At 66.3% G+C, this 22,654-nt stretch carries 26 protein-coding genes; 5 read left to right on the top strand and 21 right to left on the bottom strand.

Annotated features, from left to right (window positions below; genetic code table 11):
• Positions 1 to 40: 40 nt before the first annotated feature.
• The 6 genes from xth to AC3WJD_RS07290 all read right to left on the bottom strand — a co-directional run bounded on the left by xth (position 41) and on the right by AC3WJD_RS07290 (position 6,190).
• Positions 41 to 817 carry an exodeoxyribonuclease III gene (gene xth, locus AC3WJD_RS07315; protein WP_492745884.1) on the bottom strand — a complete coding sequence of 259 codons (777 nt, stop codon included), beginning with the start codon at positions 815 to 817 and terminating at the stop codon, positions 41 to 43.
• 131 nt (positions 818 to 948) lie between these two features.
• Complete coding sequence (gene erpA, locus AC3WJD_RS07310) at positions 949 to 1,284, bottom strand: iron-sulfur cluster insertion protein ErpA (RefSeq protein WP_492745882.1); 336 nt, start codon at positions 1,282 to 1,284, stop codon at positions 949 to 951.
• 67 nt (positions 1,285 to 1,351) lie between these two features.
• Entirely contained in the window at positions 1,352 to 2,113 is a 762-nt protein-coding gene (locus AC3WJD_RS07305; protein WP_492745881.1) for a M23 family metallopeptidase, read from the bottom strand.
• A 127-nt stretch (positions 2,114 to 2,240) separates the two neighbouring features.
• Entirely contained in the window at positions 2,241 to 3,020 is a 780-nt protein-coding gene (locus AC3WJD_RS07300) for a ferritin-like domain-containing protein (protein ID WP_492745879.1), read from the bottom strand.
• Positions 3,021 to 3,023: 3 nt separating this feature from the next.
• Positions 3,024 to 3,488 (bottom strand): peroxiredoxin, encoded by a 465-nt coding sequence (locus AC3WJD_RS07295; RefSeq protein ID WP_492745877.1) that lies wholly within the window; start codon positions 3,486 to 3,488, stop codon positions 3,024 to 3,026.
• Positions 3,488 to 6,190, bottom strand: coding sequence for a bifunctional [glutamine synthetase] adenylyltransferase/[glutamine synthetase]-adenylyl-L-tyrosine phosphorylase (locus tag AC3WJD_RS07290; protein ID WP_492745876.1), 2,703 nt, complete (start codon positions 6,188 to 6,190; stop codon positions 3,488 to 3,490). The genes AC3WJD_RS07295 and AC3WJD_RS07290 overlap by 1 nt, the downstream gene beginning before the upstream one ends.
• Between AC3WJD_RS07290 and AC3WJD_RS07285 the strand changes: the two genes are divergently transcribed.
• A complete protein-coding gene (locus AC3WJD_RS07285) occupies positions 6,189 to 6,431 on the top strand; it encodes a hypothetical protein (protein ID WP_492745875.1) in 243 nt (80 codons plus the stop codon). The genes AC3WJD_RS07290 and AC3WJD_RS07285 overlap by 2 nt on opposite strands.
• A gap of 12 nt (positions 6,432 to 6,443) precedes the next feature.
• Here AC3WJD_RS07285 and AC3WJD_RS07280 read toward each other — a convergent pair whose 3' ends face one another.
• The 3 genes from AC3WJD_RS07280 to AC3WJD_RS07270 form a co-directional block, all read right to left on the bottom strand.
• Positions 6,444 to 7,103, bottom strand: coding sequence for a sigma-70 family RNA polymerase sigma factor (locus tag AC3WJD_RS07280; RefSeq protein ID WP_492745969.1), 660 nt, complete (start codon positions 7,101 to 7,103; stop codon positions 6,444 to 6,446).
• Between the two features lie 102 nt (positions 7,104 to 7,205).
• Positions 7,206 to 7,340 (bottom strand): hypothetical protein, encoded by a 135-nt coding sequence (locus AC3WJD_RS07275; RefSeq protein ID WP_492745873.1) that lies wholly within the window; start codon positions 7,338 to 7,340, stop codon positions 7,206 to 7,208.
• Between the two features lie 85 nt (positions 7,341 to 7,425).
• Complete coding sequence (locus AC3WJD_RS07270; protein ID WP_492745967.1) at positions 7,426 to 8,220, bottom strand: response regulator; 795 nt, start codon at positions 8,218 to 8,220, stop codon at positions 7,426 to 7,428.
• A gap of 248 nt (positions 8,221 to 8,468) precedes the next feature.
• Here AC3WJD_RS07270 and AC3WJD_RS07265 point away from each other — a divergent pair, with 248 nt between their 5' ends.
• The 3 genes from AC3WJD_RS07265 (at position 8,469) to AC3WJD_RS07255 (ending at position 10,674) form a co-directional block, all read left to right on the top strand.
• Positions 8,469 to 8,657, top strand: a complete 189-nt coding sequence (locus tag AC3WJD_RS07265) for a NepR family anti-sigma factor (protein WP_492745871.1) — start codon at positions 8,469 to 8,471, stop codon at positions 8,655 to 8,657.
• Between the two features lie 9 nt (positions 8,658 to 8,666).
• On the top strand, positions 8,667 to 10,265 hold the full coding sequence (locus tag AC3WJD_RS07260; protein ID WP_492745869.1) for a sensor histidine kinase: 1,599 nt from the start codon (positions 8,667 to 8,669) through the stop codon (positions 10,263 to 10,265).
• A 280-nt stretch (positions 10,266 to 10,545) separates the two neighbouring features.
• Positions 10,546 to 10,674, top strand: a complete 129-nt coding sequence (locus tag AC3WJD_RS07255; protein ID WP_119763691.1) for an entericidin A/B family lipoprotein — start codon at positions 10,546 to 10,548, stop codon at positions 10,672 to 10,674.
• Between the two features lie 42 nt (positions 10,675 to 10,716).
• On the opposite strand, the gene tatC is transcribed toward AC3WJD_RS07255, so the two are convergent.
• The 8 genes from tatC to argS all read right to left on the bottom strand — a co-directional run bounded on the left by tatC (position 10,717) and on the right by argS (position 17,080).
• A complete protein-coding gene (gene tatC / locus AC3WJD_RS07250) occupies positions 10,717 to 11,478 on the bottom strand; it encodes a twin-arginine translocase subunit TatC (protein ID WP_492745865.1) in 762 nt (253 codons plus the stop codon).
• A complete protein-coding gene (gene tatB / locus AC3WJD_RS07245) occupies positions 11,475 to 11,867 on the bottom strand; it encodes a Sec-independent protein translocase protein TatB (protein WP_492745863.1) in 393 nt (130 codons plus the stop codon). The genes tatC and tatB overlap by 4 nt, the downstream gene beginning before the upstream one ends.
• Positions 11,868 to 11,913: 46 nt before the next feature.
• Positions 11,914 to 12,156 carry a twin-arginine translocase TatA/TatE family subunit gene (locus AC3WJD_RS07240; protein ID WP_492745861.1) on the bottom strand — a complete coding sequence of 81 codons (243 nt, stop codon included), beginning with the start codon at positions 12,154 to 12,156 and terminating at the stop codon, positions 11,914 to 11,916.
• Between the two features lie 90 nt (positions 12,157 to 12,246).
• Positions 12,247 to 12,825, bottom strand: a complete 579-nt coding sequence (scpB, locus tag AC3WJD_RS07235; protein WP_492745859.1) for an SMC-Scp complex subunit ScpB — start codon at positions 12,823 to 12,825, stop codon at positions 12,247 to 12,249.
• The gene (locus AC3WJD_RS07230) at positions 12,822 to 13,586 is read right to left on the bottom strand and encodes a segregation and condensation protein A (RefSeq protein ID WP_492745857.1); all 765 of its coding nucleotides are present in this window, start codon (positions 13,584 to 13,586) and stop codon (positions 12,822 to 12,824) included. The genes scpB and AC3WJD_RS07230 overlap by 4 nt, the downstream gene beginning before the upstream one ends.
• The gene (gene nagZ, locus AC3WJD_RS07225) at positions 13,583 to 14,587 is read right to left on the bottom strand and encodes a beta-N-acetylhexosaminidase (RefSeq protein ID WP_492745856.1); all 1,005 of its coding nucleotides are present in this window, start codon (positions 14,585 to 14,587) and stop codon (positions 13,583 to 13,585) included. The genes AC3WJD_RS07230 and nagZ overlap by 4 nt, the downstream gene beginning before the upstream one ends.
• A 16-nt stretch (positions 14,588 to 14,603) precedes the next feature.
• Positions 14,604 to 15,353 (bottom strand): SPOR domain-containing protein, encoded by a 750-nt coding sequence (locus AC3WJD_RS07220; protein ID WP_492745855.1) that lies wholly within the window; start codon positions 15,351 to 15,353, stop codon positions 14,604 to 14,606.
• Positions 15,353 to 17,080: an arginine--tRNA ligase gene (argS, locus tag AC3WJD_RS07215; protein ID WP_492745854.1), complete on the bottom strand. Its 1,728-nt coding sequence runs from the start codon at positions 17,078 to 17,080 to the stop codon at positions 15,353 to 15,355. Before argS ends, AC3WJD_RS07220 begins: the two co-directional genes overlap by 1 nt.
• 216 nt (positions 17,081 to 17,296) lie before the next feature.
• Here argS and AC3WJD_RS07210 point away from each other — a divergent pair, with 216 nt between their 5' ends.
• Positions 17,297 to 17,590, top strand: coding sequence for a hypothetical protein (locus AC3WJD_RS07210; RefSeq protein ID WP_492745853.1), 294 nt, complete (start codon positions 17,297 to 17,299; stop codon positions 17,588 to 17,590).
• A gap of 43 nt (positions 17,591 to 17,633) precedes the next feature.
• Here the strand turns inward: AC3WJD_RS07210 and AC3WJD_RS07205 are convergent, their stop codons facing one another.
• From AC3WJD_RS07205 to ftsZ, 4 genes are all read right to left on the bottom strand, one after another.
• Complete coding sequence (locus tag AC3WJD_RS07205) at positions 17,634 to 18,101, bottom strand: anthrone oxygenase family protein (RefSeq protein ID WP_492745851.1); 468 nt, start codon at positions 18,099 to 18,101, stop codon at positions 17,634 to 17,636.
• Positions 18,102 to 18,198: 97 nt separating this feature from the next.
• On the bottom strand, positions 18,199 to 19,362 hold the full coding sequence (locus AC3WJD_RS07200) for a deoxyguanosinetriphosphate triphosphohydrolase (RefSeq protein WP_492745849.1): 1,164 nt from the start codon (positions 19,360 to 19,362) through the stop codon (positions 18,199 to 18,201).
• Positions 19,359 to 21,095, bottom strand: coding sequence for a tetratricopeptide repeat protein (locus AC3WJD_RS07195; RefSeq protein ID WP_492745847.1), 1,737 nt, complete (start codon positions 21,093 to 21,095; stop codon positions 19,359 to 19,361). The genes AC3WJD_RS07200 and AC3WJD_RS07195 overlap by 4 nt, the downstream gene beginning before the upstream one ends.
• A gap of 119 nt (positions 21,096 to 21,214) precedes the next feature.
• Positions 21,215 to 22,645, bottom strand: a complete 1,431-nt coding sequence (gene ftsZ / locus AC3WJD_RS07190; protein ID WP_492745845.1) for a cell division protein FtsZ — start codon at positions 22,643 to 22,645, stop codon at positions 21,215 to 21,217.
• Positions 22,646 to 22,654 lie beyond the last annotated feature (9 nt).

The following is a 22,654-nucleotide window of genomic DNA, read 5'->3' as shown; positions in this document are numbered from 1 at the left end:
CCCGGGTAAAATAGAGTCAATATTACCCGGGTAATAACGTCTATGCGTCGCGTAGCACCGCCCATGCCGCGGCGTGGTCGCTCGCCTTTTCGCGGCCGCGATGAGCCTTGTCGACATTGGCGTCGACCAGCCGGTCGGCGGCCCGCGGGCTCAAGAGCAGGTGATCGATGCGGAAACCGGCATCGCGCTGCCAGCCGCCCGCCTGATAATCCCAGAAGGTCCAGATGCCGCCGCCCGGATGCCGCGTGCGGATCGCGTCGGTCCAGCCCTGAAAGCACAGCGTACGGTATGCCGCGCGGCTCTCGGGCTGCATCAGCGCGTCGTCCTGCATCGCCTGCGGGTTGAAGATATCGTCGTCATGGGGGATGACGTTATAGTCCCCCGCAAGCACCGCGGGCACCTCCTCGGCGAGCACCGCGCGCGCGCGTTCCTGCAGCCGCTTCATCCAGCGCAGCTTGTAGTCGAACTTGGGCCCCGGCTGGGGATTGCCGTTGGGGAGGTAGATCGACGCGACGCGCAACCCGAGCACATCGGCCTCGATATAGCGGCTGTGGTCGTCCTCGGGCTCGCCGTCGAGACCCTTGCGCACCTCGACCGGATCGACGCCTTTCGCGAGAATCGCGACGCCGTTGAAGCCCTTTTGCCCGTGCCACACCGCGCCATAGCCCGCGCCCCGGATATCGGCCTCGGGAAAGGTCTCGTCCGAACTCTTGAGCTCCTGGAGGCAGACGATGTCGGGGCTCGTCTCGGCGAGCCATTCGAGCAGGCGCGGCAGCCGCGCTTTGATGCCGTTGACGTTGTATGTCGCGATTTTCATGGGGCTGGATTAACGCCTAAACTTGCCTCCGTCATGCTGAACTTGATTCAGCATCCATGAACGCAGACCGCGCAAATCCTGCAAATTTCGTGCTCATGGACCCTGAACCAAGTTCAGGGTCACGCTGTGCGTCAGATCGCGAAGCTCGATCCGCAGCCGCAGCCCGAGGCGGCGTTGGGATTGGTCACGCGGAATGCCGATCCGCCGAGCGATTCGACGTAATCGACCGCCGAGCCGCGCACCAGATCGAGACTGACGGGATCGACGACGAGCTGGACGCCGTCGCGCGACACCGTGATGTCGTCACCCTCTACTTCATCGGCAAGGCCGAAACGGTACTGGAAGCCCGAACAGCCGCCGCCCTCGACCGCAAGCCGCAATATCGCGGGTTTGCCCTGACGCGCGGCGATCGCCGCGACGCGCGCCGCGGCGGAAGGGGTGAGTTCGATGGGAAGAGGTTCGCTCATGCAAACCCAGATAGTAAGCGGTGGGGCCGGCTGCAACGGGTTGCGCGCCGCCCCCAATCCTCTCCGCTTACTCCTTGTCCGGCCCGCCCATCGCAACGCGGGTGGTGCCGGCGTTCTCACGCTGCTGCAGGGCAACGAGATAATCGGACGACTGGAGGAAGGGCATCGGGTTGACCGCGCGCCCGTCCAGGCGAACTTCATAATGGAGGTGGCTGCCCGTCGAGCGGCCGGTCGAGCCCATGCGCCCGATCAGCTGGCCGCGCTTCACGCGCGTGTTGGCCGCAACGAGGATCGCCGACATATGGCCATAACGCGTCTGGATGCCCTGGCCGTGCTCGATCTCGACATAATTGCCATAGCCGCCCAGGCGCTGGGCGCGGCCTACGACGCCGTCGGCAGTGGCGTAGATCGGGGTGCCCATCGGGCCCGGAATGTCGACACCCGCGTGCATCGCGCGGCTGCCGCGGAACGGATCCGAACGGAAACCGAAATTGGAGGTGAAGGTCAGCAGGTCGACGGGACGCTGCGACGGTATAGAGACGCTGCCCTGCGTGCCGACCTGGTCGAGCTTCTTCCACGACAGGAAGAGCGAACGATACTGCGGATCGGCGGCAGACTCGCGTGGCGCGGCGCGTTCAAAAACGCCCCCGGTGGCGGGGGCGGACGCAGCTGCGACGGCAGCATTGGCGCTGGCGGCGGTCTCGGTCTCGGCGTGCGCGGCGGGCGCAGCGACGATCGCGGCAGCAATCGCAAGAATTTCGGGGATGCGCGCACCAGTACGGAACCCGCCCACAGCAAATACGTTCTTGAAATACATACTCACGCCCATGCGACCCCCAGAGATCGGCCTTGTTACGCCGATCGCGACCAGCGTGTGTTCGATGATTCCTGCACCGGGCTTGCCCCACCCTTTGTGATGCCCAGCCTTTCTGAAAAGCCCGGCCGGCTTCTACAAGTCATAAGTAGAAATCTTGCGTTAAACCGGCTGCGGCCCGCGCCGAGTTGTTGAATGGCGGCTTCAGCACACCGCGAAAATGGCGGTTTACCAGTGTTTTCCATTTGTTAACCGGGTCCGAATCGTTGCGTTCGCACGCCCAGCTGAACCAGCGCGTGCCCGCGGAGACATGCCGAATCTCGTCGGTCATGATCCGCTGGAGGATACGCGCCGAGGGCTCGTCGCCGGCACCACGAAAGCGCTCGATCGTCGTCGGTGTGATGTCGAGCCCGCGCGCCTCGAGCACCATCGGGACCACAGCGAGCCGTGCCATCGCGTCGTGCGCGGTCTCCTCGGCCGCCTCCCACAAGCCGTCATGCGCGGGATGCGCGCCGTAATGGCTGCCAAGCGTTCGCAACCGCCGGTCGAGCAGCGCGAAGTGCATCGCCTCGTCGGCGCCGACCTTCATCCAGTCATCGACGAAACCGCGCGGAAATCCGGCGCCAAAGCGTCCCGCCATGTCGAAGGCAAGGTCGATCGCCACGAACTCGATATGCGCCAGCGCATGGAGCAGCGCGATCCGCCCGCGCTCCGAACCGCCCTTGCCGCGCTTGGGCATGCGGTTGGGGGGCAGCAGTTCGGGGCGATCGGGGCGCGCCGGCCGATCAGGCAGCGCCACCGAAAAATCATGCGCCAGCCGGCCCAGCCGCCATTCGCGCGCGGCACGTCGCGCCAACCGCACCTTGTCTGCAGGCTCATCGGCCAGCAGCACGCCGCGGATCGCAGCAGTCAGGCTTTCCATGCTTCAGCCCAGCGCCCTCACCGCCTCGAGCACCTCTTCGGCATGTCCCTTCACCTTCACCTTGCGCCAGATCTGGGCAATCCCGCCCGCTTTGTCGATCAGGAAGGTGGCGCGCTCGATTCCCATATAGCTGCGGCCATACATGCTCTTTTCGACCCAGGTGCCAAAGGCTTCGCACACGCTGCCATCGGCATCGGTCGCGAGCGCGACCTTGAGATCGTACTTGGCGATGAATTTGCCGTGCTTGACGGGCGTGTCCTTCGACACGCCGAGCACCGCCGCGTCCGCCGTCCCGAAATCGCCGATCAACGCGGTGAAGGCCTGCGCCTCTGCGGTGCAGCCCGCCGTGTCGTCCTTGGGGTAGAAATAGAGCACGAGCGGCGCGCCCCGCCAATCGGACAGCTTTCTCGTGCTGCCGTCGGGCATGGTGAGCATCACATCAGGTGCGGCATCGCCGGCGTTCAACATCAATCGACCTCCTCGGTTTCGGAAACGACGCGGTGCCAGCTCTGGCTGACCGCGGCGCGCGCATCGGCATAGGCATCGAGCAGCGCATTCCAGCTTTCCTGCCGGCAGGCGCGCGCCACGAGGCGCTGCGTCGCTTCAGCGGGCTCCTCGCATGAGGGCGACACCAGCCGCAGCGTCACCAGCATGCGCGCTAGCAGCTCATAGGCTTCGGTCAGCGCCTCGGGCAAATGCCCTTGCGCGATCAGCGCGGCAAGCGCGCGGCGAAGCTGGGGGTCAAAACCCATGCGATGGCGCAACTGCGTCGTATGGATGCAGAATTCGAGGTCGACCAGCCCGCCCTCGATCAGCTTGACGTCGAACGGCCCGCAGGCGGGTTTGTGCCTGGCCATCTCGGCGCGCATCGACACCGCATCGGCGAGCAGCTTGGCGGGATCGTGCGGCTGTTCCAGAATGTCTGCGATGCTGGCCGCCAGCGCCGCACGCGCATGCTCCGAGCCGAAAACGGGCCGCGCGCGGCACAGCGCCATATGCTCCCAGGTCCAGGCGCTTTCGCGCTGGTAGCGCTCGAACCCGCTGAGCGACACCGCGAGCGGCCCCTGCGCCCCCGACGGCCTGAGCCGCGTATCGACCTCATAGAGCGGCCCCGAGGCGGTGGGCACCGAGAGCGCGGCGCTGATCCGTTGTGCCAGCCGGTTGTAATACTGGACCGCACCCAGCGGCTTGGCCCCGTCGGACTCGGCCTCGTGGCTGCCCGTAAAGACATAGACGAGGTCGAGGTCCGAGGCATGCGTCAGCGCGCCGCCGCCCAGCCGCCCCAGGCCGATGATCGCCATCTCGCTGTCGGGCACGCGACCATGCGCCGTCTGGAACTCGGCGATCGCGGCCTTGCCCAGCACGTCGATCGCGGCCTCTGCAACGCGCGCATAGCCCCCCGCCACCTCGATCGGGTCGCCCGCGCCCTCGACGATCTGGACACCCAGCGCAAAGCGTCGCTCATTGACCTTCTGCCGCACCGAATCGAGCATCTGCTGGTAATCGGCGCCCCGCTCGCAGCGCGCCAGTTCGGCGGCAAGCTGTTCGACGGGGGGCGCCGGATCGAGCGCGCTCGCATCGATCAGCCCGTCGAGCAGCTCGGGGCGACGCCCCAATTGTTCGGCCAGTGCGGGGGCGTGGCTCAATATGTCGCCCAGCAACCACGCCAGCGCCGGGCGCGCGTCGAGCAGCCGGAACAGGTTTATCGCGCTCGGCAGCTTGTGGATGATGTCGTCGAGCCGGTTGAGTGCCGCGTTGGGATCGGGCGACTTCCCGAGTGCTGCGACCAGCCCCGGCAGCACCGCCTCGAGCGCCGAGCGTGCTGTATCAGTCCTGAGCGCGCGGATCGAGCCGTCGCGCCATTTCTGGATGCGCGAAAGCGCCGCCGGCGGATCGGGAAAGCCCGCTTCGCCCAATTGCCGCTCGAGTTGGTCGGAATCGCCCGGAAGCGCGCGCATTTCCTCGCCGTCATCGTCGAGATGGTCATAGATCCGGCCCACCGTCTCGACCGGCCCCGCGAGCATGTCGACCAGTTCGGCGCCCTCCGCAAGGCCGTGCAGCCGCGCGACATTGTCGAGCGCGGCGGCGTCGCGCGGCAGGCTGTGCGTCTGCTGGTCGTCGACCATTTGCAGCCGGTGCTCGATCGTCCGGTAAAGCCGGTAGGAGCCGGAGAGCACATCCTCGACGTCTCGTTCGATGCGTCCTGACTCGCCAAGCGCGGCAAGCGCGTCGAGCGTCGCGGGCACCCGCAGCGTGGTTTCGCGCCCGCCATAAATGAGCTGGTGGATCTGCGCGAAGAACTCGACCTCTCTTATGCCGCCGCGCCCGCGCTTCAGGTCGTAGCCGGGGCCGAATTTCTGGCCCTGGACGTGATGGTCGCGAATCCGGCGCGAAATGCCGCGGATCTCGGCGATCGCGCCATAATCGAGGCCGCGCCGCCAGACGAAGGGGCGGATCGCGTCGAGGAATTCGGTGCCGAGTGCCTTGTCCCCTGCCGCCGCGCGCGCGCGGATGAAGGCGGCGCGCTCCCACGGGAGCGCGCTCGATTCATAATAAGAGATCGCGGCATTGAGCGGCAGCGCGATGGGCGTTGCCTCGGGAGAGGGGCGCAGCCGCAGGTCCACGCGGAACACATAGCCGTCGGCATCGCGCGTTTGGAGCAGCTCGACAATGCGTCGTCCGATCCGTACCGCGGCTTCCACCGGCTCCTCGCGCGCGCGACGCGGCAGCGTCTCGGGATCGAAGATCAGGATCGGGTCGATATCCGACGAATAGTTGAGTTCGCGGCTGCCGTGCTTGCCCAGCCCCAGCACCGCGAACCCGCGTGGCTCGGCATCTGGCGTTCGCTCGGCGATCGCCGCGGCAATCGCACGATCGAGCGCGCGGTCGGCGAGGTCGGACAGCTCGGCCACGACCTCTTCGAAGCTCAGCACGCCGGCAAGGTCTCCGATCGCGAGCGCCAGCGCCAGTCCCTGGCGCTCGATGCGCAGCGAACGCGCGACATCGGGCTCGGCCACGGCCTTTGCGCGCGCCAGCGTCATTGCCGCGGCGACGCCGTCGGTCCGCAGCACATCCGCCACATCGGCGTTGCGTTCGATCATAAGTCTCAGAAACGGCGCGTGGTTTTCGGCACGCCGCAGCGCTTCGGAAATGGCATGTGTGGCATCCATGCAACTGCCTTACCGATACCGCATGGCAAAAGACACCCGCCACGCAACCAGCCGCGCATCGCGGCGTTATGACCGCATGCACGACAGGAAGAATCAGGACTGCAACGTGAACGAGCGCCCGGTGCTGGTGTCGCGTCCCCGGCGCGCCGACGGCGTGGGAGATGCGTTGCGGGCCGCCTTTCACGAACGGCTGGGTCAAGCACCGGCAGAGATGCGCGCGCTGCTTGACCGGTTGCGTTGAGCCAGCGGCCGCTCAGCGGTCGCGGCTGAGTTCGTCGACCTGCTCCATGATCGTCTCGAGCGCCGAACGGCCGCTGTCGCCGTCCTGCGTATGGCGCGGCGTCAGCACATTTTCTTCCATAATCTGCTCAAGCGCAACGCGACCGCGCGCCACGCGGCTCTTGATCGTGCCGACCGCGACGCCGCAGATTTCCGCGGCTTCCTCATAGGCGAAGCCGCCCGCGCCGACCAGGATCAGCGCCTCGCGCTGCGGTTGCGGGAGCAGCATCAGCGCACGCTGCATGTCCGCGAGCTCGACGTGGCGATCCTGGCTGGCGGGCGCCGCCAGAATCTTGTCGGCGGCAAGGTCGTCCCACTCGCCCTTGAAGCGGGCGCGGCGCATCTGCGAGAGATAAAGATTGCGCAGGATGATGAAGGTCCACGCACGCATGTTGGTGCCCGCCTGAAAGCGCTTACGCGCCGCCCAGGCCTTCATCAGCGTTTCCTGGACGAGGTCGTCGGCAAGGTCGGCATTGCCCGACAGCGACCGGCCAAAGGCGCGCAGATGCGGGATGACCGCGGCCAACTCGGCCTTGAATGCGTCATCGGCCAGCGGCACGTGCGGCACGAAACTCGGATCCGGACCGTCGTCCTCCGGGGCTTCCGACGATGTGTGAGGTAAGTCCTTGCCCATCATGTCCCCAGCCCGGCCAATTCTCCGAATCGCCGCCTTCGCAAGTGCAAAATTAGCACTCCGCCGCGCCAGCGGCCAATGAAATCCCCGGAATGTGCAAGATCAAAGCAGAACGACGAATGCAAACAGCACCACTACCGCCACGAGTGAGATGCCAAGCACATAGCGCGTCACATGGGGCGTCCAGCCAGCGCGCGCATCTTCGGCTTCGATATGGATTTCGTCTTTCCTTGCCATGCGACTGGGACCCTGCATTTTTTCGTAACTTCAACGAAACCAACGCAGAAACCCGGCCGCAGTTCCGCAGGCGTGCGATTGTGGCTCAAGCCGGAACCGTCGCCTGATCGAAAAACAGCGCCTGCGCGATCGCCGCCTTCACGGTCGAGCGCTGGAAGGGCTTGGTGATCAGGAAGGTCGGCTCGGGGCGCTCGCCCGTCAGCAGACGCTCGGGGAAGGCGGTGATGAAGATCACCGGCACGCTGAATTCGCGCAATATGTCCTTGACCGCGTCGATGCCGCTGCTGTCGTCGGCGAGCTGGATATCGGCAAGGACAAGACCCGGGCGACGCGCCTTGGCGAGCGCGACCGCTTCGTCACGCGTTACCGCCACGCCCGTCACATCATGTCCCAGATCGCGCACGATCGTCTCGATATCCATCGCGATGATCGGTTCATCCTCGATGATCAGCACATCGGCGCGTGTCTGGCGCTCGATTTCGGCGAGCGCGTCGGCGACAAGCGTGTCTACCTCCTCGGGCTCGGCATCGATCAGAAAGGCAACATCCTCGGTGGTAAAGCCTTCCATCGAGGTGAGCAGCAGTGCCTGACGCGACAAGGGCGTGATCTGCGCCAGCCGCGCCTGCGCAATCGATTCGGGGCGCCCCGTTTCCGCGGGCACCGCCTCCCCGTCGACATTGCTCGACGACCAGATCGCCTGAAAGGTCCGGTAGAGCCCCAGCCGCGGGTCGACTTCGCGCGGGAACTGCTCGGGGGCGTCGACAATCGCTTCCAAAGTGGCGCGAACATAGGTGTCGCCATGACCCTGACTGCCCGTGAGCGCACGCGCGTAGCGGCGAAGGAAGGGAAGATGCGGCGCCAGTTGCTGACCAAGCGTCATTGATGCGAAGCTCCCGTGAAAGCGGTTCTTGTGCGGCGTGCGCGGGATCATGACAAGCCTTTCCCAACCACGCCAAAGGCGGATACAGATGCGTAACAGTCTGGAACAAACCAGCGAGTTTTTTGTTTCATCCAGCAATCATCAAAAAAGCCGCGCGCGTCTTGCCATTTGATCGGCGAGGGGTTTTCGGCCAGAGAGGTGCCTGTGTTCGGGCTTTGCAAGTAGCTGTGCAGGGGGATTCACCGCCGGTGTCGACAAAAGATAAGGTAAAAAAGTCGGCCCCGTCTTCCGCGAGCGCCAAGAAGGACAAGCGCGCAGGCCATGCCCGCCAGGCCAACCCCCGCGATGTTGGTCAGGCGCTGCGTTCCATTTACCAGAAAACCGTCGATGAGGCCGTTCCCTCCGAAATGCTCGATCTTCTCGGCAAACTCGGCTGAGGCCCCGTGATGCCGCGCGGATCCGGCGCTGAAGCAGCCCGTCCGGCGGCGCGCGAGCCGCGCCTCGCGCATCTTTCCACGGGCTTCAAGCTCTTCCTGATCCTCAGCCTCGCACTGCTGCCGCTGGGGCTCATCGCCTTTTTCGCGACGCTCCAGTCGAGCCGCACCGCGGACCTCGAAAATCAGGCGCAGATGCGGATCGCGCTCACCGAAAGCTCGCGCAAGCTCGCGGCGACGATCGCCTCGGACATTTCGGCGACGCGTGTCGTGATGGAAACGCTGGCGGAAAACCCCGACGACCCCGCGGTTTGCGCACGCCTGTCGGGGATAATGTCGGCGCAGGGTGGTTCGGCGGCCCCCTTCGCGATTTTCGGACCAGCCTCGGCGTCGGTCTGCGCAACGCCGGGCTTTGCCGTGCTGCGACCAAGCACGCTCTCGCTGCAGCCCGGCGGCTCGCCGCAAATCGAGCTCAGCGACGGGCGGCTGGAGATCGTCGTCGGCGGCAGCGGTGGCGCTTTTGTCGGGCTGATCACCTATTCGCGTGAGACGCTGGCCGCGGTCGGCGCGCCCGGCGGTTTCGTGCCCGATTACGCGCTTTCGCTGATCGCGCCCGATGAAACGCTGCCGTTGATCGAATATCCGGGCAGGATGGGGCTGACGGGGCGCGACACGCTGTCCGCGCCCGTCGGCGCCACCGGGCTGTCGGTGGAGATGACCGTCGCGCGCGAACCCTTCAGCACCGCCGAGATCGTCGCTATCCTTTTGCCGCTGGTGATGTGGGCCTCCGCCGCCGTGATCGGCTGGCTGGTCGTCGATCGCCTGCTCATCCGGCCGCTGCGCCGGCTCGAGCGCGAGGTCTCGGCCTATCAGCCCGGCGAGATCCTCGACCCCGTCAGCGAGCCCACTTCGGCGCAGGAACTGCGCCAGCTCGGTTCGACCTTCCATACCATCACCGAGATGATCTCGAAGCACGAGTCCGAGCTCGCCGAAGGGCTTGTGCGCCAGACCCGGCTCACGCGCGAGGTCCATCACCGCGTCAAGAACAACCTCCAGGTCGTCGCCAGCCTGATCAATCTGCACGCACGTGGCGCCGACGCCCCCGAAGCCGCGCGCGCCTATGCCTCGATCCAGCGCCGCGTCGACGCGCTTTCGGTGGTGCACCGCAATCACTACGCCGAACTCGAGGAAAATCGCGGCGTCGAACTGCGCAAGCTGATCGGCGAACTCGCCCAGAATCTGCGGGGCTCGGTGCCCGAAGGCGAGCTCGGTCCGGTCATCACGCTCGATCTCGCCACATGCAACGTTTCGCAGGACGTCGCGGTCCCCGTCGCCTTCCTGCTGACCGAACTGATCGAACTCGCAATGATCGGCGATCCCAAGGCACGGATCGTCATCACGCTGCGCCCCGTCGGGGAGGGCGGCGCCCGCCTCTCGGTGCAGTCAGCCGCGCTCGCGGGCACTACGGGGATAGAGCCCCGGCTCCGGGATCGCTTCGGCCGCGTCATCGAGGGATTGTCGCGCCAGCTGCGTTCGCCGCTCGATCGCGACGCGGAAGCCGGCGAACTTTCGCTGATCCTGCCGACCGTCGCTGCGGAGCGCGGCTTCTAACCGCCGCAATCCAAAAGCTTTCCCGCGATTTACGTCCCTCCCAAAAAAATTTGCCCTGCGCGGAACCAAAGCCTGCACGAGCCGTTTTGAAGCTTGGATAGTGACCTTTTGCCCCCCCGCTCTCGCTATCCAAGACAAGGGCCCGGACATGCCAACCCCCTCCCCCCCGGTGGCATGTTCGGGCCTCATTTTTTGTCGCGGTTCGTTACGGAACCGAATCCGCTCTCCAGACATTGAATCGCCGACGCTGCCAGCAGAGCAGCCTCATTGGAGAAGATCGATGATCCGCAAGTATCTGGCGTTGATGATGATCGCGAGCGGCCTGCTCGTATCGGCCTGCAACACCGTCCAGGGGGCCGGTCAGGATATCAAGTCGGTCGGCGAAGCCGGCGAGGACGCCATCGACTGACGGGACGAAGGTGGCCGTGTCGTTGCTGACGCACGGCCGCCTTCAGTCTTCCGACGCGCTCACCTGTCGCGCGCGGCGCCGCTCGGTGAACCATATCGTCACCAGCGTCATCTCGTAGAGCAGCACCAGCGGCACCGCGAGCATCAGCTGCGAGACGACGTCGGGGGGCGTGAACACCGCGGCGATCACGAACGCCACGACGATCATATAGCGCCGCGCGCCGACGAGTTGCTGTCGCGTGACGATTCCGGCGCGCTCGAGCAGCATCAGCAGGACGGGCGTCAGGAACGCGATGCCGAACGCCATGATGAACTGCATGATGAACGAGAGATAATTGCCGACCGCGGGCAACGCTTCCTGCTCGATTCCCCCCAGATCGCCCTGGAAGCTGAGCAGGAAGCGCAGCGCGACGGGGACCGCGAAGAAATAGGCGAGCGACGCACCCGCGAGGAACAGCACCGGAGTCGCGACCAGGAAGGGCAGCAGCGCCTTCTTCTCCTGGCGATAGAGGCCCGGCGCAACAAACTGCCAGAGCTGCGTAGCGATCACGGGGAAGGCGATCATCATCGCCGCGAACAGCGCGACCTTGATCTGGACGAAGAACGCCTCGAACACCTGGGTGTAGATGATCTTGCCCTGCCCCGCCGCGACCAGCGGCTGGACGAGGAAGGAAAAGATCGGCCTGGCGAAATAGAAGGAGATCACGAACGCGACGCCGAGCGCGGCGACCGACCAGAGCATCCGTTGCCTGAGCTCGATCAGATGCTCGAGCAGCGGCGCGCGCGTGTCGTCGATGTCCCTCATTGCGGCTTGTCCGCGTCGAGCCCGAAATCAAGCTGCCCCGTCGCTGACCCCGCCGGCTTCTGCTCCGGCCCGGGCTCGGCGGCCGCGGGTGCATCGATGATCTCGGGCTGCGGCGTCATCTGCGCGGGGGAATCGGCATCGCTCTCCGCCGCGACGGGATGCTCGCGCATGATACGCTCATTCTCCTCACGCCACTTCTTTTCCATTTCCTCGAGCTCGGCCTCGCGCACCATCGTGTCGAAGCCCGCGCGGAAATGGCGCGCGATCCCGCGCGCGCGACCGACCCAGTGGCCGACCACGCGCATTGCCTTGGGCAGGTCCTTGGGACCGATCACCAACAGCGCGACGATCGCGCACAGCAGCAATTCGGTCGGTGCGATATCGAACATGCGAGCGCGCTAATCCCGTGCGTGCTTGGTGGCAAGCGCCGCCGGCTCAGTTGGCAGGACGATCCTCGCCGACGGGGCGGGCCTGCGGCTCGACGGTCGGCTCGACGGTCTTCTGCGTTTCGATTCGCGGGGCAGGCTTGGCCGGCTCTTCATCCTCGGCCATGCCCTTCTTGAAGCTCTTGAGGCCCTTTGCGACGTCACCCATCATGTCCGAGAAGCGGCCTTTGCCGAAAAGCAGCAGGATGACGACACCGACAACGAGCCAATGCCACAGGCTCAGTCCACCCATTATATTCTCTCCTCGAAGCAGGATCGGTCGAAAGCGACGCGGCGCTTTGCGGCAGGATCATGCAAAAACGATGACAATCACCGACTCTATCTAGTCGCTATCGTCGGGGCTTTCCAGTTCAAGCTCCGCGAACGCCAGATCGACGGGATCGAGCAGCCCCGCAGCACGCAGATCGTCGATCCCCGGCAGGTCGCGCCGGCTCTCAAGGCCGAAATGCGACAGGAAATCGGGCGTCGTCGCATAAGTGAGCGGTCGCCCGGGCACTTCGCGCCGTCCCGCGGGCCGCACCCAGCCCGCCTCCATCAGCACATCGAGCGTACCTTTTGAAATCTGCACACCGCGGATCGCCTCGATCTCCGCGCGGCTGACGGGCTCGTGATAGGCGATGATCGCCAGCGTCTCGATTCCCGCGCGCGTCAGCTTGCGCGGTTCCTCGCGCTCGCGGCGCAATATGTGCGCGAGGTCGGCGGCGGTCTGGAAGTGCCAGCGCCCGCCACGCTCGACCAGTTCGATCCCGCGCCCCGCATAATCCTGCTGCAATTGCGCCAGCGCGGCCTTCACATCGGCGGCGGGACCGACATGCGACTGGATATCGGCAATCGTCAGCGGCGCCCCGGCAGCGAAAAGCGCGGCCTCGACCGCGCGCTGCGTATCGTCGGGCGGATTCACTGCGTACCCCTGATATAGAGCGGGGCGAAGGCGGCTTCCTGCTTCAACGCCACGCGCCCCTGCTTGGCGAGCTCGAGCGCCGCGACGAAACTCGACGCCAGCGCCGAGCGCCTGAGTTCGCCGCCGAGCCCGTCGGGGAGGAAGCTTCCTATCTCGGCCCACTCGATGCTCTCACCGATGAGCCGCTCGACGCGTTGCAAAGCCTCTTCGAGCGTCATCACAGGGCGACGTTGCACCTGGTGCCAGGCAGGCTGCGTCCTGGCCTTGACCACGCCATAGGCGGCTATCAGCTCGTAGAGATCGGCATGCCACAGACTCTTTCGGATCGTTCGCAACCCCTCGGGCGCGCCGCGCATGAACACGTCGCGCCCCAGCCGGTCGCGCCCGACGAGCCGCGCGCCCGCCTCGCGCATCGCATTCAGGCGCTGGAGCCGCAGCTGGAGCCTCAGCGCCAGCTCCTCAGGGCTCGGATCGGCCTCGACATCGCGCGGCAGCAACAGGCAGGATTTGAGATAGGCGAGCCACGCCGCCATCACCAGATAGTCCGCCGCGATCTCGAGCTTGAGCGCCTTGGCCTCGTTGAGGAATTCGAGATACTGTTCGACGAGCGCAAGGATCGAGATTTCGCGCAGATCGACCTTCTGCACGCGCGCCAACGCGAGCAGCAGGTCGAGCGGCCCTTCCCAGCTTTCGAGGTGGAGCGTCAGCCGCTCCCCCGCTACCTCGGGCGCCTCATCCTCGAAGAACAGTTCGTGGTTCATGCATAGGCGAGAAGCGCATCGCGCTTCTCGACCAGCGCCGCGAAATCGCCCTTGGGCTCCGCCGCGATCGTCGCCATCGCGCGATCGAGCCGCGCCCGCGATTCCGGGCGAATCTCGCCCAGCGCATTGGCAATGTCGATCATCTCGTCCATCCGCGCCCAGCAATCGAGCGCGATGTCGCATCCCACGGCCACCGCGGCAGCGGCTTTTTCGCCGCCGGTACCCGACAGCGCCTTCATGTCGATATCGTCGGTCATCAGCAGTCCGTCGAAGCCGATGCGCTTGCGGATGATCTCCTCGATCACGATCGGCGACAGCGTCGCGGGACGTTCGGGATCCCACGCCTTGTAGACGATATGCGCACTCATCCCCATCGGCGCGTCCTTCAGCGTGCGGAAAGGCGCGATGTCGGATTCGAGCTCTTCGTCGCTTGCCTCGACGACGGGAAGCGCGTGATGCGTGTCGACCATCGCGCGGCCGTGGCCCGGCATATGCTTGACCACGCCGACGCAGCCGCCGCGCCTGAGGCCGTCGAGTACCGCGCGCCCGAGTGCGGCCACGCGCATCGGGTCGCTGCCGAAGGAGCGGTCGCCGATGACGTCGCTCGCGCCCGGCTGGCGCACGTCGAGCAGCGGCAGGCAGTCGACGGTGATCCCGACCTCGGACAGCGTCAGCGCGATCGCCTCGGCATTTGCACGCGCCGCCTCGATCGCCGAAGCGGGCGCCTTGTCGTAAAGAGCGCCAAAGGGCGCGCCCGCGGGGAAGCTCGGCCAGACCGGCGGCTGCATCCGCGCGACGCGTCCGCCCTCCTGGTCGATCAGGATCGCAAGCTCATCGCGTCCCGCGATCGACCGCAGATCATCGGTCAGCCGCCGCAACTGCTCGCGATCGGCGACATTGCGCTTGAACAGGATATAGCCGGCGGGATCGGCCTCCCTGAAGAAACTCCGCTCGTCGTCGGTCAGAACCGCGCCCGACAGCCCGAAAATCACCGGCTTCATAGGAACGCCGCCCCCCCTAGTTGCTGGCGATGAGACAACTTTCCCCCGCCACCTTGAGTTTGCCGCAAAGCTCGGCCGCCTGTCCACTCGATCCTGCATTCACCCGCAGGCGGTACAGCGTGTTTTCGCCAACCTTCACCGGCACGATCGAGGTGGGGAGGTCCGCGAGGAACCTGAAACGCTGGCTCATCCGCTTCCACGCCGCATTGGCCAGTGCCTCGCTGCCATAAGCGCCGAGCTGGATGAGCGAGCCGCCGGGGCCGGTGCCGACGGGGCGCGGCATCGTCGACGCCGCCGCCCTGGGTGCAGGCAGCTCACCGCCCTCGGCCACCTTGGCCGCCGCAACGGGGGCCGGCGCGCGCTCGGTGCGCTGCGCGGGCTGCTTCACCACCTGGCCCTGCACCGGCGCCTCGGCCACGGCGTTCGTGTCGATCTTGCCCGTCGCCTCGGCGCCTTCGCTCGTCGCGAAGCTGGTATCGCCCTGCCCCTCGACCTTCATCCCGCCGGGCGCCTCGGGCTTGACCTTGTAGTCACCCGCCGGCGCCTGGATCAGCGAGCCGTCGCCCTCGGTCCCGGTGTCGCGGTTGCGGAACCACGACACGCCCGCGATCACGATGCCGAGCGCCGCCAGCGCCGCGACGACGCCGCCCACGAGCTTCATCGAAGAGACCGTCGGGCGATCCTCGCCGACATCCTCGACCGGCTCGAGCCAAGGCAACCGGTCCTCCTCGCGAAGGTCCAGCCCGCCGCGCCCGTAATCGCTCATCACTGCATCTCCTCGACGGCGGCCACCCCCATGATCGCCAGCCCGTTACGGACAATCTGCCCGATCGCGTTGGCAAGGAAAAGCCTCGCGCACGTCGTCGCGGGATCATTCGCCACGAGGAAGCGGCGCTCGGGCGAGTCGTTGCCCATGTTCCAGAGCGCGTGGAAAGCCGCTGCCAGATCGAAAAGGTAGAAGGCGATGCGGTGCGGCTCGCGCGCCGACGCCGCGCTTTCGACGATGCGCGGGAACTGCGCCGCCAGCTTGACCAGCTTCAGCTCCTCGCCGTCGAGCAGCGACAGGTCGGCGCTTTCGCACACGATACCCGCCTCGGCCGCCTTGCGGTTGACCGAGCGTATCCGGGCGTGCGCGTACTGCACGTAGAATACGGGATTGTCCTTCGACGCCTCGACCACCTTGGCGAAGTCGAAATCCATCTGCGCGTCGGCCTTGCGGGTCAGCATGGTGAAGCGGACGACGTCCTTGCCGACCTCGTTCACGACATCGGCGAGCGTCACGAAATTGCCCGCACGCTTGGACATCTTGACGGGCTCGCCGCCGCGCAACAGCCGCACCATCTGGACGAGCTTGACGTCGAAGCGCGTCTTGCCCTCGGTCAGCGCCTTCACCGCCGCCTGGATGCGCTTGACCGTGCCCGCATGGTCGGCGCCCCAGATGTCGATCAGCTCGTCCGCCGACTGCGCCTTCTGGAAGTGATAGGCGAGGTCGGCACCGAAATAGGTCCAGCTCCCATCGGATTTCTTGATTGGCCGGTCCTGATCGTCGCCAAACTGCGTCGCGCGGAACAGCGGTAGCTCGACGGGCTCCCAGTCCTCGGGGGTCTCGCCCTTGGGCGCCTCGAGCACGCCGTCATAGACGAACCCCTTCTCGCGCAACCACTTTTCTGCCGCCTCGGGCTTGCCCGCGGCCTGCAGTTCCGCCTCGGACGAGAACAGGTCGTGATGGATGCCGAGCAGCGCGAGGTCGGCCCTGATCATCTCGAGCATCGCCGCGACCGCGCGCTCGCGGAACAGCCTGAGCCATTCGCCCTCGGGCGCCGCGGCATACCTGTCGCCAAACTCGCTGGCGAGCGCCTGCCCCACCCGCACCAGATAGTCGCCCGGATAAAGCCCCTCGGGGATCGCGCCGATGTCCTCGCCCAGCGCCTCGCGGTACCTGAGATGCGTCGAACGCGCGAGCACGTCGACCTGCCCGCCCGCGTCGTTGACATAATATTCGCGGATCACCTTGTGCCCGGCATATTCGAGCAAGGAAGCGAGCGCGTCGCCCACCACCGCGCCACGGCAATGCCCCATGTGCATCGGCCCCGTCGGATTGGCCGAGACATATTCGACATTGACCGTATGACCCTCGCCCATCTTCGAACGGCCATAATCATCGCCATCGTCGACGATCGCCGAAAGCTCACCGCGCCAGCTGTCGTCGGTAAGCCGCATGTTGATGAAGCCCGGTCCCGCGACCTCTACCGCCGCCACCTCGGCGATCGCCTGCAGTCCCGCCGAGATCTTTTCGGCGAGCGCGCGCGGATTGGTCCCCGCGGGCTTGGCCAGCACCATCGCGGCGTTGGTCGCGAGATCGCCATGCGACGTATCGCGCGGCGGCTCGACCGTCACATTCTTGCGATCAAGATCGGCGGGCAGGTCGCCCGCGGCAACAAGCTGGTCCAGCACCGCGTCGATATGCGCGGCGAAACGGGCGTAAAGGGTCACGTCGAACTTCCGGATCAAGAGCGGGAAAGGCGGCGCTTTAGACCATCGGCCGGCGGATTTGAAGCGCGCCGCCGCAGATTCGCGATCCGACGCTTTACATTATCGCAATCGTCACTGCGCGCTTTGCGTTCGCCCGCATTGTTGCAGTGCAGCATAATGCGCTCAAGAAGGCAAAGCCTCGGGGGACCTGATCGGCATTCTGCAAGGGAGAACACCATGCGAATGCTGCTTATCATTTCCGCTGCCGCCGCCGTACTGGCCGGCACACCCGCCATCGCCGGAGAAAGCGCCGAAGCGCGCTTCGAGCATGACGGTTACACCTATGTCTACAAGACCGCGGAGACCGGTCGGCGCAAGGTCATCACAGGCCACCGCTTTCCGGGCAACGCGACGTTCCGCCTCGTCGTCAGCGGCAATCGCGTCAGCGGCGTCTCCAACGGCAGGCCCGTCTCGTTCAAGCTGAGCGACGTCGAGCGGTTCGACGCCACCAAGCAATTGGCGTCACGCTGACCCAGGATGGTCCGCCCGTATTTCTCACGGGCGGGCCTCTCCTTCAGCGCAGCCCGATGAAGAGCGCGGTTGCCAGCAGACAGGCGATCCTGCGCACATGGTTCCAGAAACTCCATTCGCGCACATAGCGCGTCCACAGTTCCACGGTCCCGTTCGACGCCGGATTGGCGCGGTCGAGCAGGTTGTTGCGCGGCACGTTCGCCCACATCGTCACGCCGAAGGTGCCGATCAGATAAAGCAGCGACGCCGCCAGAAGGCGCGGCGATTCCGGTCCCCACGCGATCGCCGCATAGCCCGCGATGCCCACGCAGAGCGCCGCCGTCCCCAGGAAGACGGGCAGGAAGGTGGAGCGCAATATGATTCGGTTGATCGCCTGCATCGCGGCCGCCCCTTCGCCGGCGGGCCGGCTCGCCAGCGATTGCATCACGAAGGTGGAAAAGGCGAAGAACGTGCCCGCGATCAACGCGCATTCCAGCGCCGCGACGAGCTCAATGATCGAAAGCCAGGTCATGGTTGATCCCCGAAGCCTTTGTCGGCAAGAGGTTAAGGCCAAGGACCACCGCTTGCGCAAGCGGCTTTCGACAAGCGCAATGGCTCAGGCGCTGATCTCAAAACCCTTCGGGCGGGTCGACCGGACCCACCAGCTCGCGATAGCGCGTGATCGCATAGCGGTCGGTCATGCCCGCGATGAAGTCGGCGATATGGCGGCTGCGCGCGGGCTCTTCGGCGGGCAGTGTCTCGCGCCAGCCTTCGGGCAACCGGCCAGGATCGGCATCATAGGCAGCGAACACCCCCGCGACGATGCGCCGCGCAAAGTCCGCGGCGGCGAGCTGGGCGGGGTGGTGATACAGATTGGCATACATGAAGCGCTTGAGCCCGCGCTCGGCATCGCGCATCTCGTCCGAAAAGCCGACCAGCGCGCGGCCGGCGGCGCGAACATCCTCGACGCTTTCGACGCGCGCGTCGGCGATGCGACGCTCAGTCTCCGCGATCAGGTCGTTCACCATCAACCCGATCTGCGAGCGGATCAGTTCGGACCGCAGCCGGTTGGCGCTGCACCCTTCACAGCGCGCGGTGACATCGGCCCACCCTCTGGCCACGAGCGGCACCTGCATCAACTGGTCGACCGTCAGCAGCCCGGCGCGAACGCCGTCGTCGATGTCGTGGTTGTCATAGGCGATATCGTCGGCCAGCGCTGCAACCTGCGCCTCGAGCGACGACCAGCCCGTGAGTTCGAGTGGAAATTCGGCGTCGGCCTCGGCGAGCGCCCAACCGGGCTTGAAGACGGGGCCGTTATGCTTGGCGAGCCCTTCGAGCGTTTCCCAGCTCAGATTGAGCCCGTCCCAGCGCGGATAGGGGGTCTCGAGCTTCATCAGCGTGCGCAGCGTCTGCGCATTGTGATCGAAGCCGCCAATCTTGAGCATAGCCGCTTCGAGCGCATCCTCGCCCGCATGGCCGAAGGGCGGATGGCCGATATCGTGCGCAAGGCAGAGCGCCTCGGTCAGATCCTCGTTCAGCCCCAGCGCGCGCGCGATCGTGCGGCCGATCTGCGCCACCTCGAGGCTGTGCGTCAGGCGGACGCGGAAATGGTCGCCGTCGGGCGCCATGAACACCTGCGTCTTGTGACGCAGCCGGCGAAAGGCGATCGAGTGGATGATCCGGTCGCGGTCGCGCTGAAAGGCGTCGCGCGGGCCGCGCGCCGCACCCCCCGGCTCTTCGTGCAGGCGCCCTCGGCTGCGGTCGGCATGGCTGGCATAGCGTGCCAGCGTCATTTGAGCGGCAGCTTCTCGACCGCCTCGCCCGCGGCGCTCGTCCAAGCAAAGCCCGTGACCCCGGCTTTGCCGAGGAAATCTTGCGCCTGTTTCTGGCTGGTGAAGGGTCCGACGAGCAGCCGCCGCGACGACCGATAGGGTGCGGTCCAGACGGTCTTGCCCTTGAACGCGGCGGGCGCCTTCTTGACCATCTTCTGATAGTCGCGGCCGAGCGCCGCCTTGTCGCCGCCCGTCGCGATCTGCGCCCAGATGCGCGAAGGCTCGGCCTTTTTCGGATCGACCTTGGCCGCCTTTTTGGGATCGGGCTTTTTCGCGTCCGTCTTTTTGGAATCGACCTTCTTGGGATCGAGTTTCTTGGGATCGGCCTTTTCAGGCTCGGTCGCCTTGCCCGGTGCGGCGGGCTTGGGCTCTGTCGCCACCGCGGCCTTGCGCGGCGCAGGCACCGGCGGCGGAACGACGACCGCCTCTTCCAGCTCGAGCCGGCCAACGATATCGGCCAGGATCGAGCGCGCCGGCGCGGCTGCGGGGGCCGGTGCCACCGCCGCGACCGGCGTAGTGGCCGGGGAGACGGCTGCGGCAACCGGCGTGCTGTTGGCAGTTGATGGCGATGGCGCGCCGGACGGCGGCGGCAATGCGGTCATGCCCGCGACGCGGACGGGCTTCGCGGCGGCCGCGGTGAAGGGCTGCGTTGCATTGGGAGGCGGCGGACCGATGCGCGTGTCAAGCCGGCCGCCCACCCTCTTGGGCTGCGAAGTGTCGGCGACATTTGCGATCACCGCCTGACTGTCTGGCGCCGCCGCGGGCCGTTTCATGGCGGCGGTGGCGGCGGGAGCCGCGCTCACTGCGGCAAGTTGCTGGGTCTCACCCGAACCCGGCCGCCGCCGCGGCTCGCGCGAGGGCTTGGCCGCAATCGGCTGATCCGCCGCACGCGTATCCAGCGGCTCGGTGACAGGGGCCTGCGCATAGACCAGCGCCTCCGAACGGCCGTCCGACGGCATTTGCCCGTAATGCACGGCTGCCGCCTTCTGAGCGGGAGAGAGCCCGCCCAGCCTGCTGAAGAAATAGCCCATCGGCCGTGCAAGGTTCCCCGGCATCACCTGCCGCGCCACCCCGTTGGCGCCGTCGACATCGCCAGTCATCGCGAGGATGAAGGCGCGCGCGCGCCAAGCTGCCTTGTCCTGCTTGTAGAGCAGCGGCGTCAGCGTCCTGATTGCCGTTTCGCGGTCTCCCGAAATGCCCAGCGATAGCGCCATGCGGCGAGTCACCTCGGGATCGTCGCCGCGGCGCATCGCCAGCGCATAGTCGCGCTGCGCACGCTTCTGGTCGCCGCGCAGGTCGTAGGCGAGCCCGCGGTCGCGCGCGACCTCGATCTCGGACACGCCCAGGCCTGTCGCCTGATCGAACAGCTTGAGCGCCTCGCGCGGTCTTTCCAGCATCAGCAGCGCGCGCGCGAGCCCCGCCTTCACCCGCCCGTTGCGCGGGTCGATTTCGTCGGCACGGCCGAAAAAGCCGATCGCGCCATTGGGATCGTCGAGCGTCAGCGCCGCATCGCCCGCGCCGATCAGCGCGCGGACATTGTGCGTGTCGATCGCCAGCGTGTTGAGATTTTCGGAAAGCGCGCGCCCCGCGGCGCTGCGATCACCGGCCTGCGCAAGCGCGGGCATCGGCAGCGTCCAGAGCACCGCCGCTGCGGCCAGCAGGGTCCAGCGTGAAGAGGATCTTGTAAGGGTCATGACAGGTCGATCTGCATTGCTTGATCGATGAAGCCCGGCTGAATGGCAAGCCTCCACAACGGCGAAACGGTGCCAACCGGGGTTAAGCCGGCGGCACCGTCTCGTTGATCGGATAATGATTACTGGTTGTTCTGGCGGTTCAGAAATCGGGGGATATCGAGCGGATCGGGCTTGCCGTTCGCGTCCTCTTCGTCCTTGCGTGCCGCGCCGCGCGCGATGTTCGACATCCGTTCGAACAGCGTGCCGCCGCCCGTCGAGACGCGCGGTGCGCGGTGCTCGTCGTCGCTGGCGCCCAGCCATTCGGGCTTCTCTTGCGGTGCCTCGACCTGGAGGTCGAGCGGTTCCTCGGCGACCGGTTCGTCGACGATCCGGCCCGCATCGAGCACCAGCTCGTCGGCCGCCGCCGTAACCGCATCATCCTCGAAGCTTACCGCCTCGGCCTCGGCCTCGATCGGCTCGGGCGCCTCGAGCACCGGTGCAGGCGCCTCCTCGATCACGGGCTTCACCGGCTCGACCTTCTCAGCAACCGGCTGGCGTGCCGTGGGGAAAGCAAAGACGCGAGCGGGCTCGGCCTGCGTCGCGGCTTCAGCCTCGATGCCCGTCGCCACGACCGAGACGCGGATCTTGCCCTCGAGATCGTTGTTGAACGCCGAACCCCAGATGATGTTGGCATCGGGATCGACCAGCTCGCGGATATGGTTGGCGGCCTCGTCGACCTCCATCAGGCGCATGTCCTCGCCGCCGGTGATCGAGATGATGACGCCCTTGGCGCCCTTCATGCTCACACCGTCGAGCAGCGGGTTGGCGATCGCCTTCTCCGCGGCCTCGATCGCGCGGCCGTCGCCCTCGGCTTCGCCGGTGCCCATCATTGCCTTACCCATCTCGCCCATCACCGAGCGGACGTCGGCGAAGTCGAGGTTGATGAGGCCAGGCATGACCATCAGGTCGGTGATGCCGCGCACGCCCTGCTGCAGGACCTCGTCGGCCATCTGGAACGCTTCCTTGAAGGTCGTGTTCGCATTGGCGATCAGGAACAGATTCTGGTTGGGAATGACGATCAGCGTGTCGACATGCTTCTGCAGCTCGGCGATGCCCGCATCGGCGGACTTCATGCGGCGATTGCCCTCGAAGCTGAACGGCTTGGTGACGACGCCGACGGTCAGGATCCCCCGATCCCTGGCCGCCTTCGCGATCACGGGCGCAGCGCCCGTGCCCGTGCCGCCGCCCATGCCGGCCGCGACGAAGCACATGTGCGCGCCGTCAAGCGCGCGCTCGATCTGCTCGGCAGCCTCTTCGGCGGCCGCGCGGCCGATCTCGGGGCGCGAACCTGCGCCCAGGCCCTGCGTGATCTTGAGGCCGAGCTGGATCCGCCGCTCCGCGGGTGACGCGTTGAGCGCCTGCGCGTCGGTGTTGGCGACGAGGAAGTCGACGCCCTGAACCTGGCTCGCCATCATGTTCGCGATCGCGTTGCCGCCCGCTCCGCCGACGCCGATGACACTGATCCGCGGCCGAAGTTCGTCGACTTCGGGCGGCATGAATTCGATGCTCATTTTACTGTC

The sequence above is a fragment of the Sphingobium sp. FW306-1B-F04DB genome, from assembly GCF_058781925.1.
This window is presented reverse-complemented; position numbering and strand designations above follow the sequence as displayed.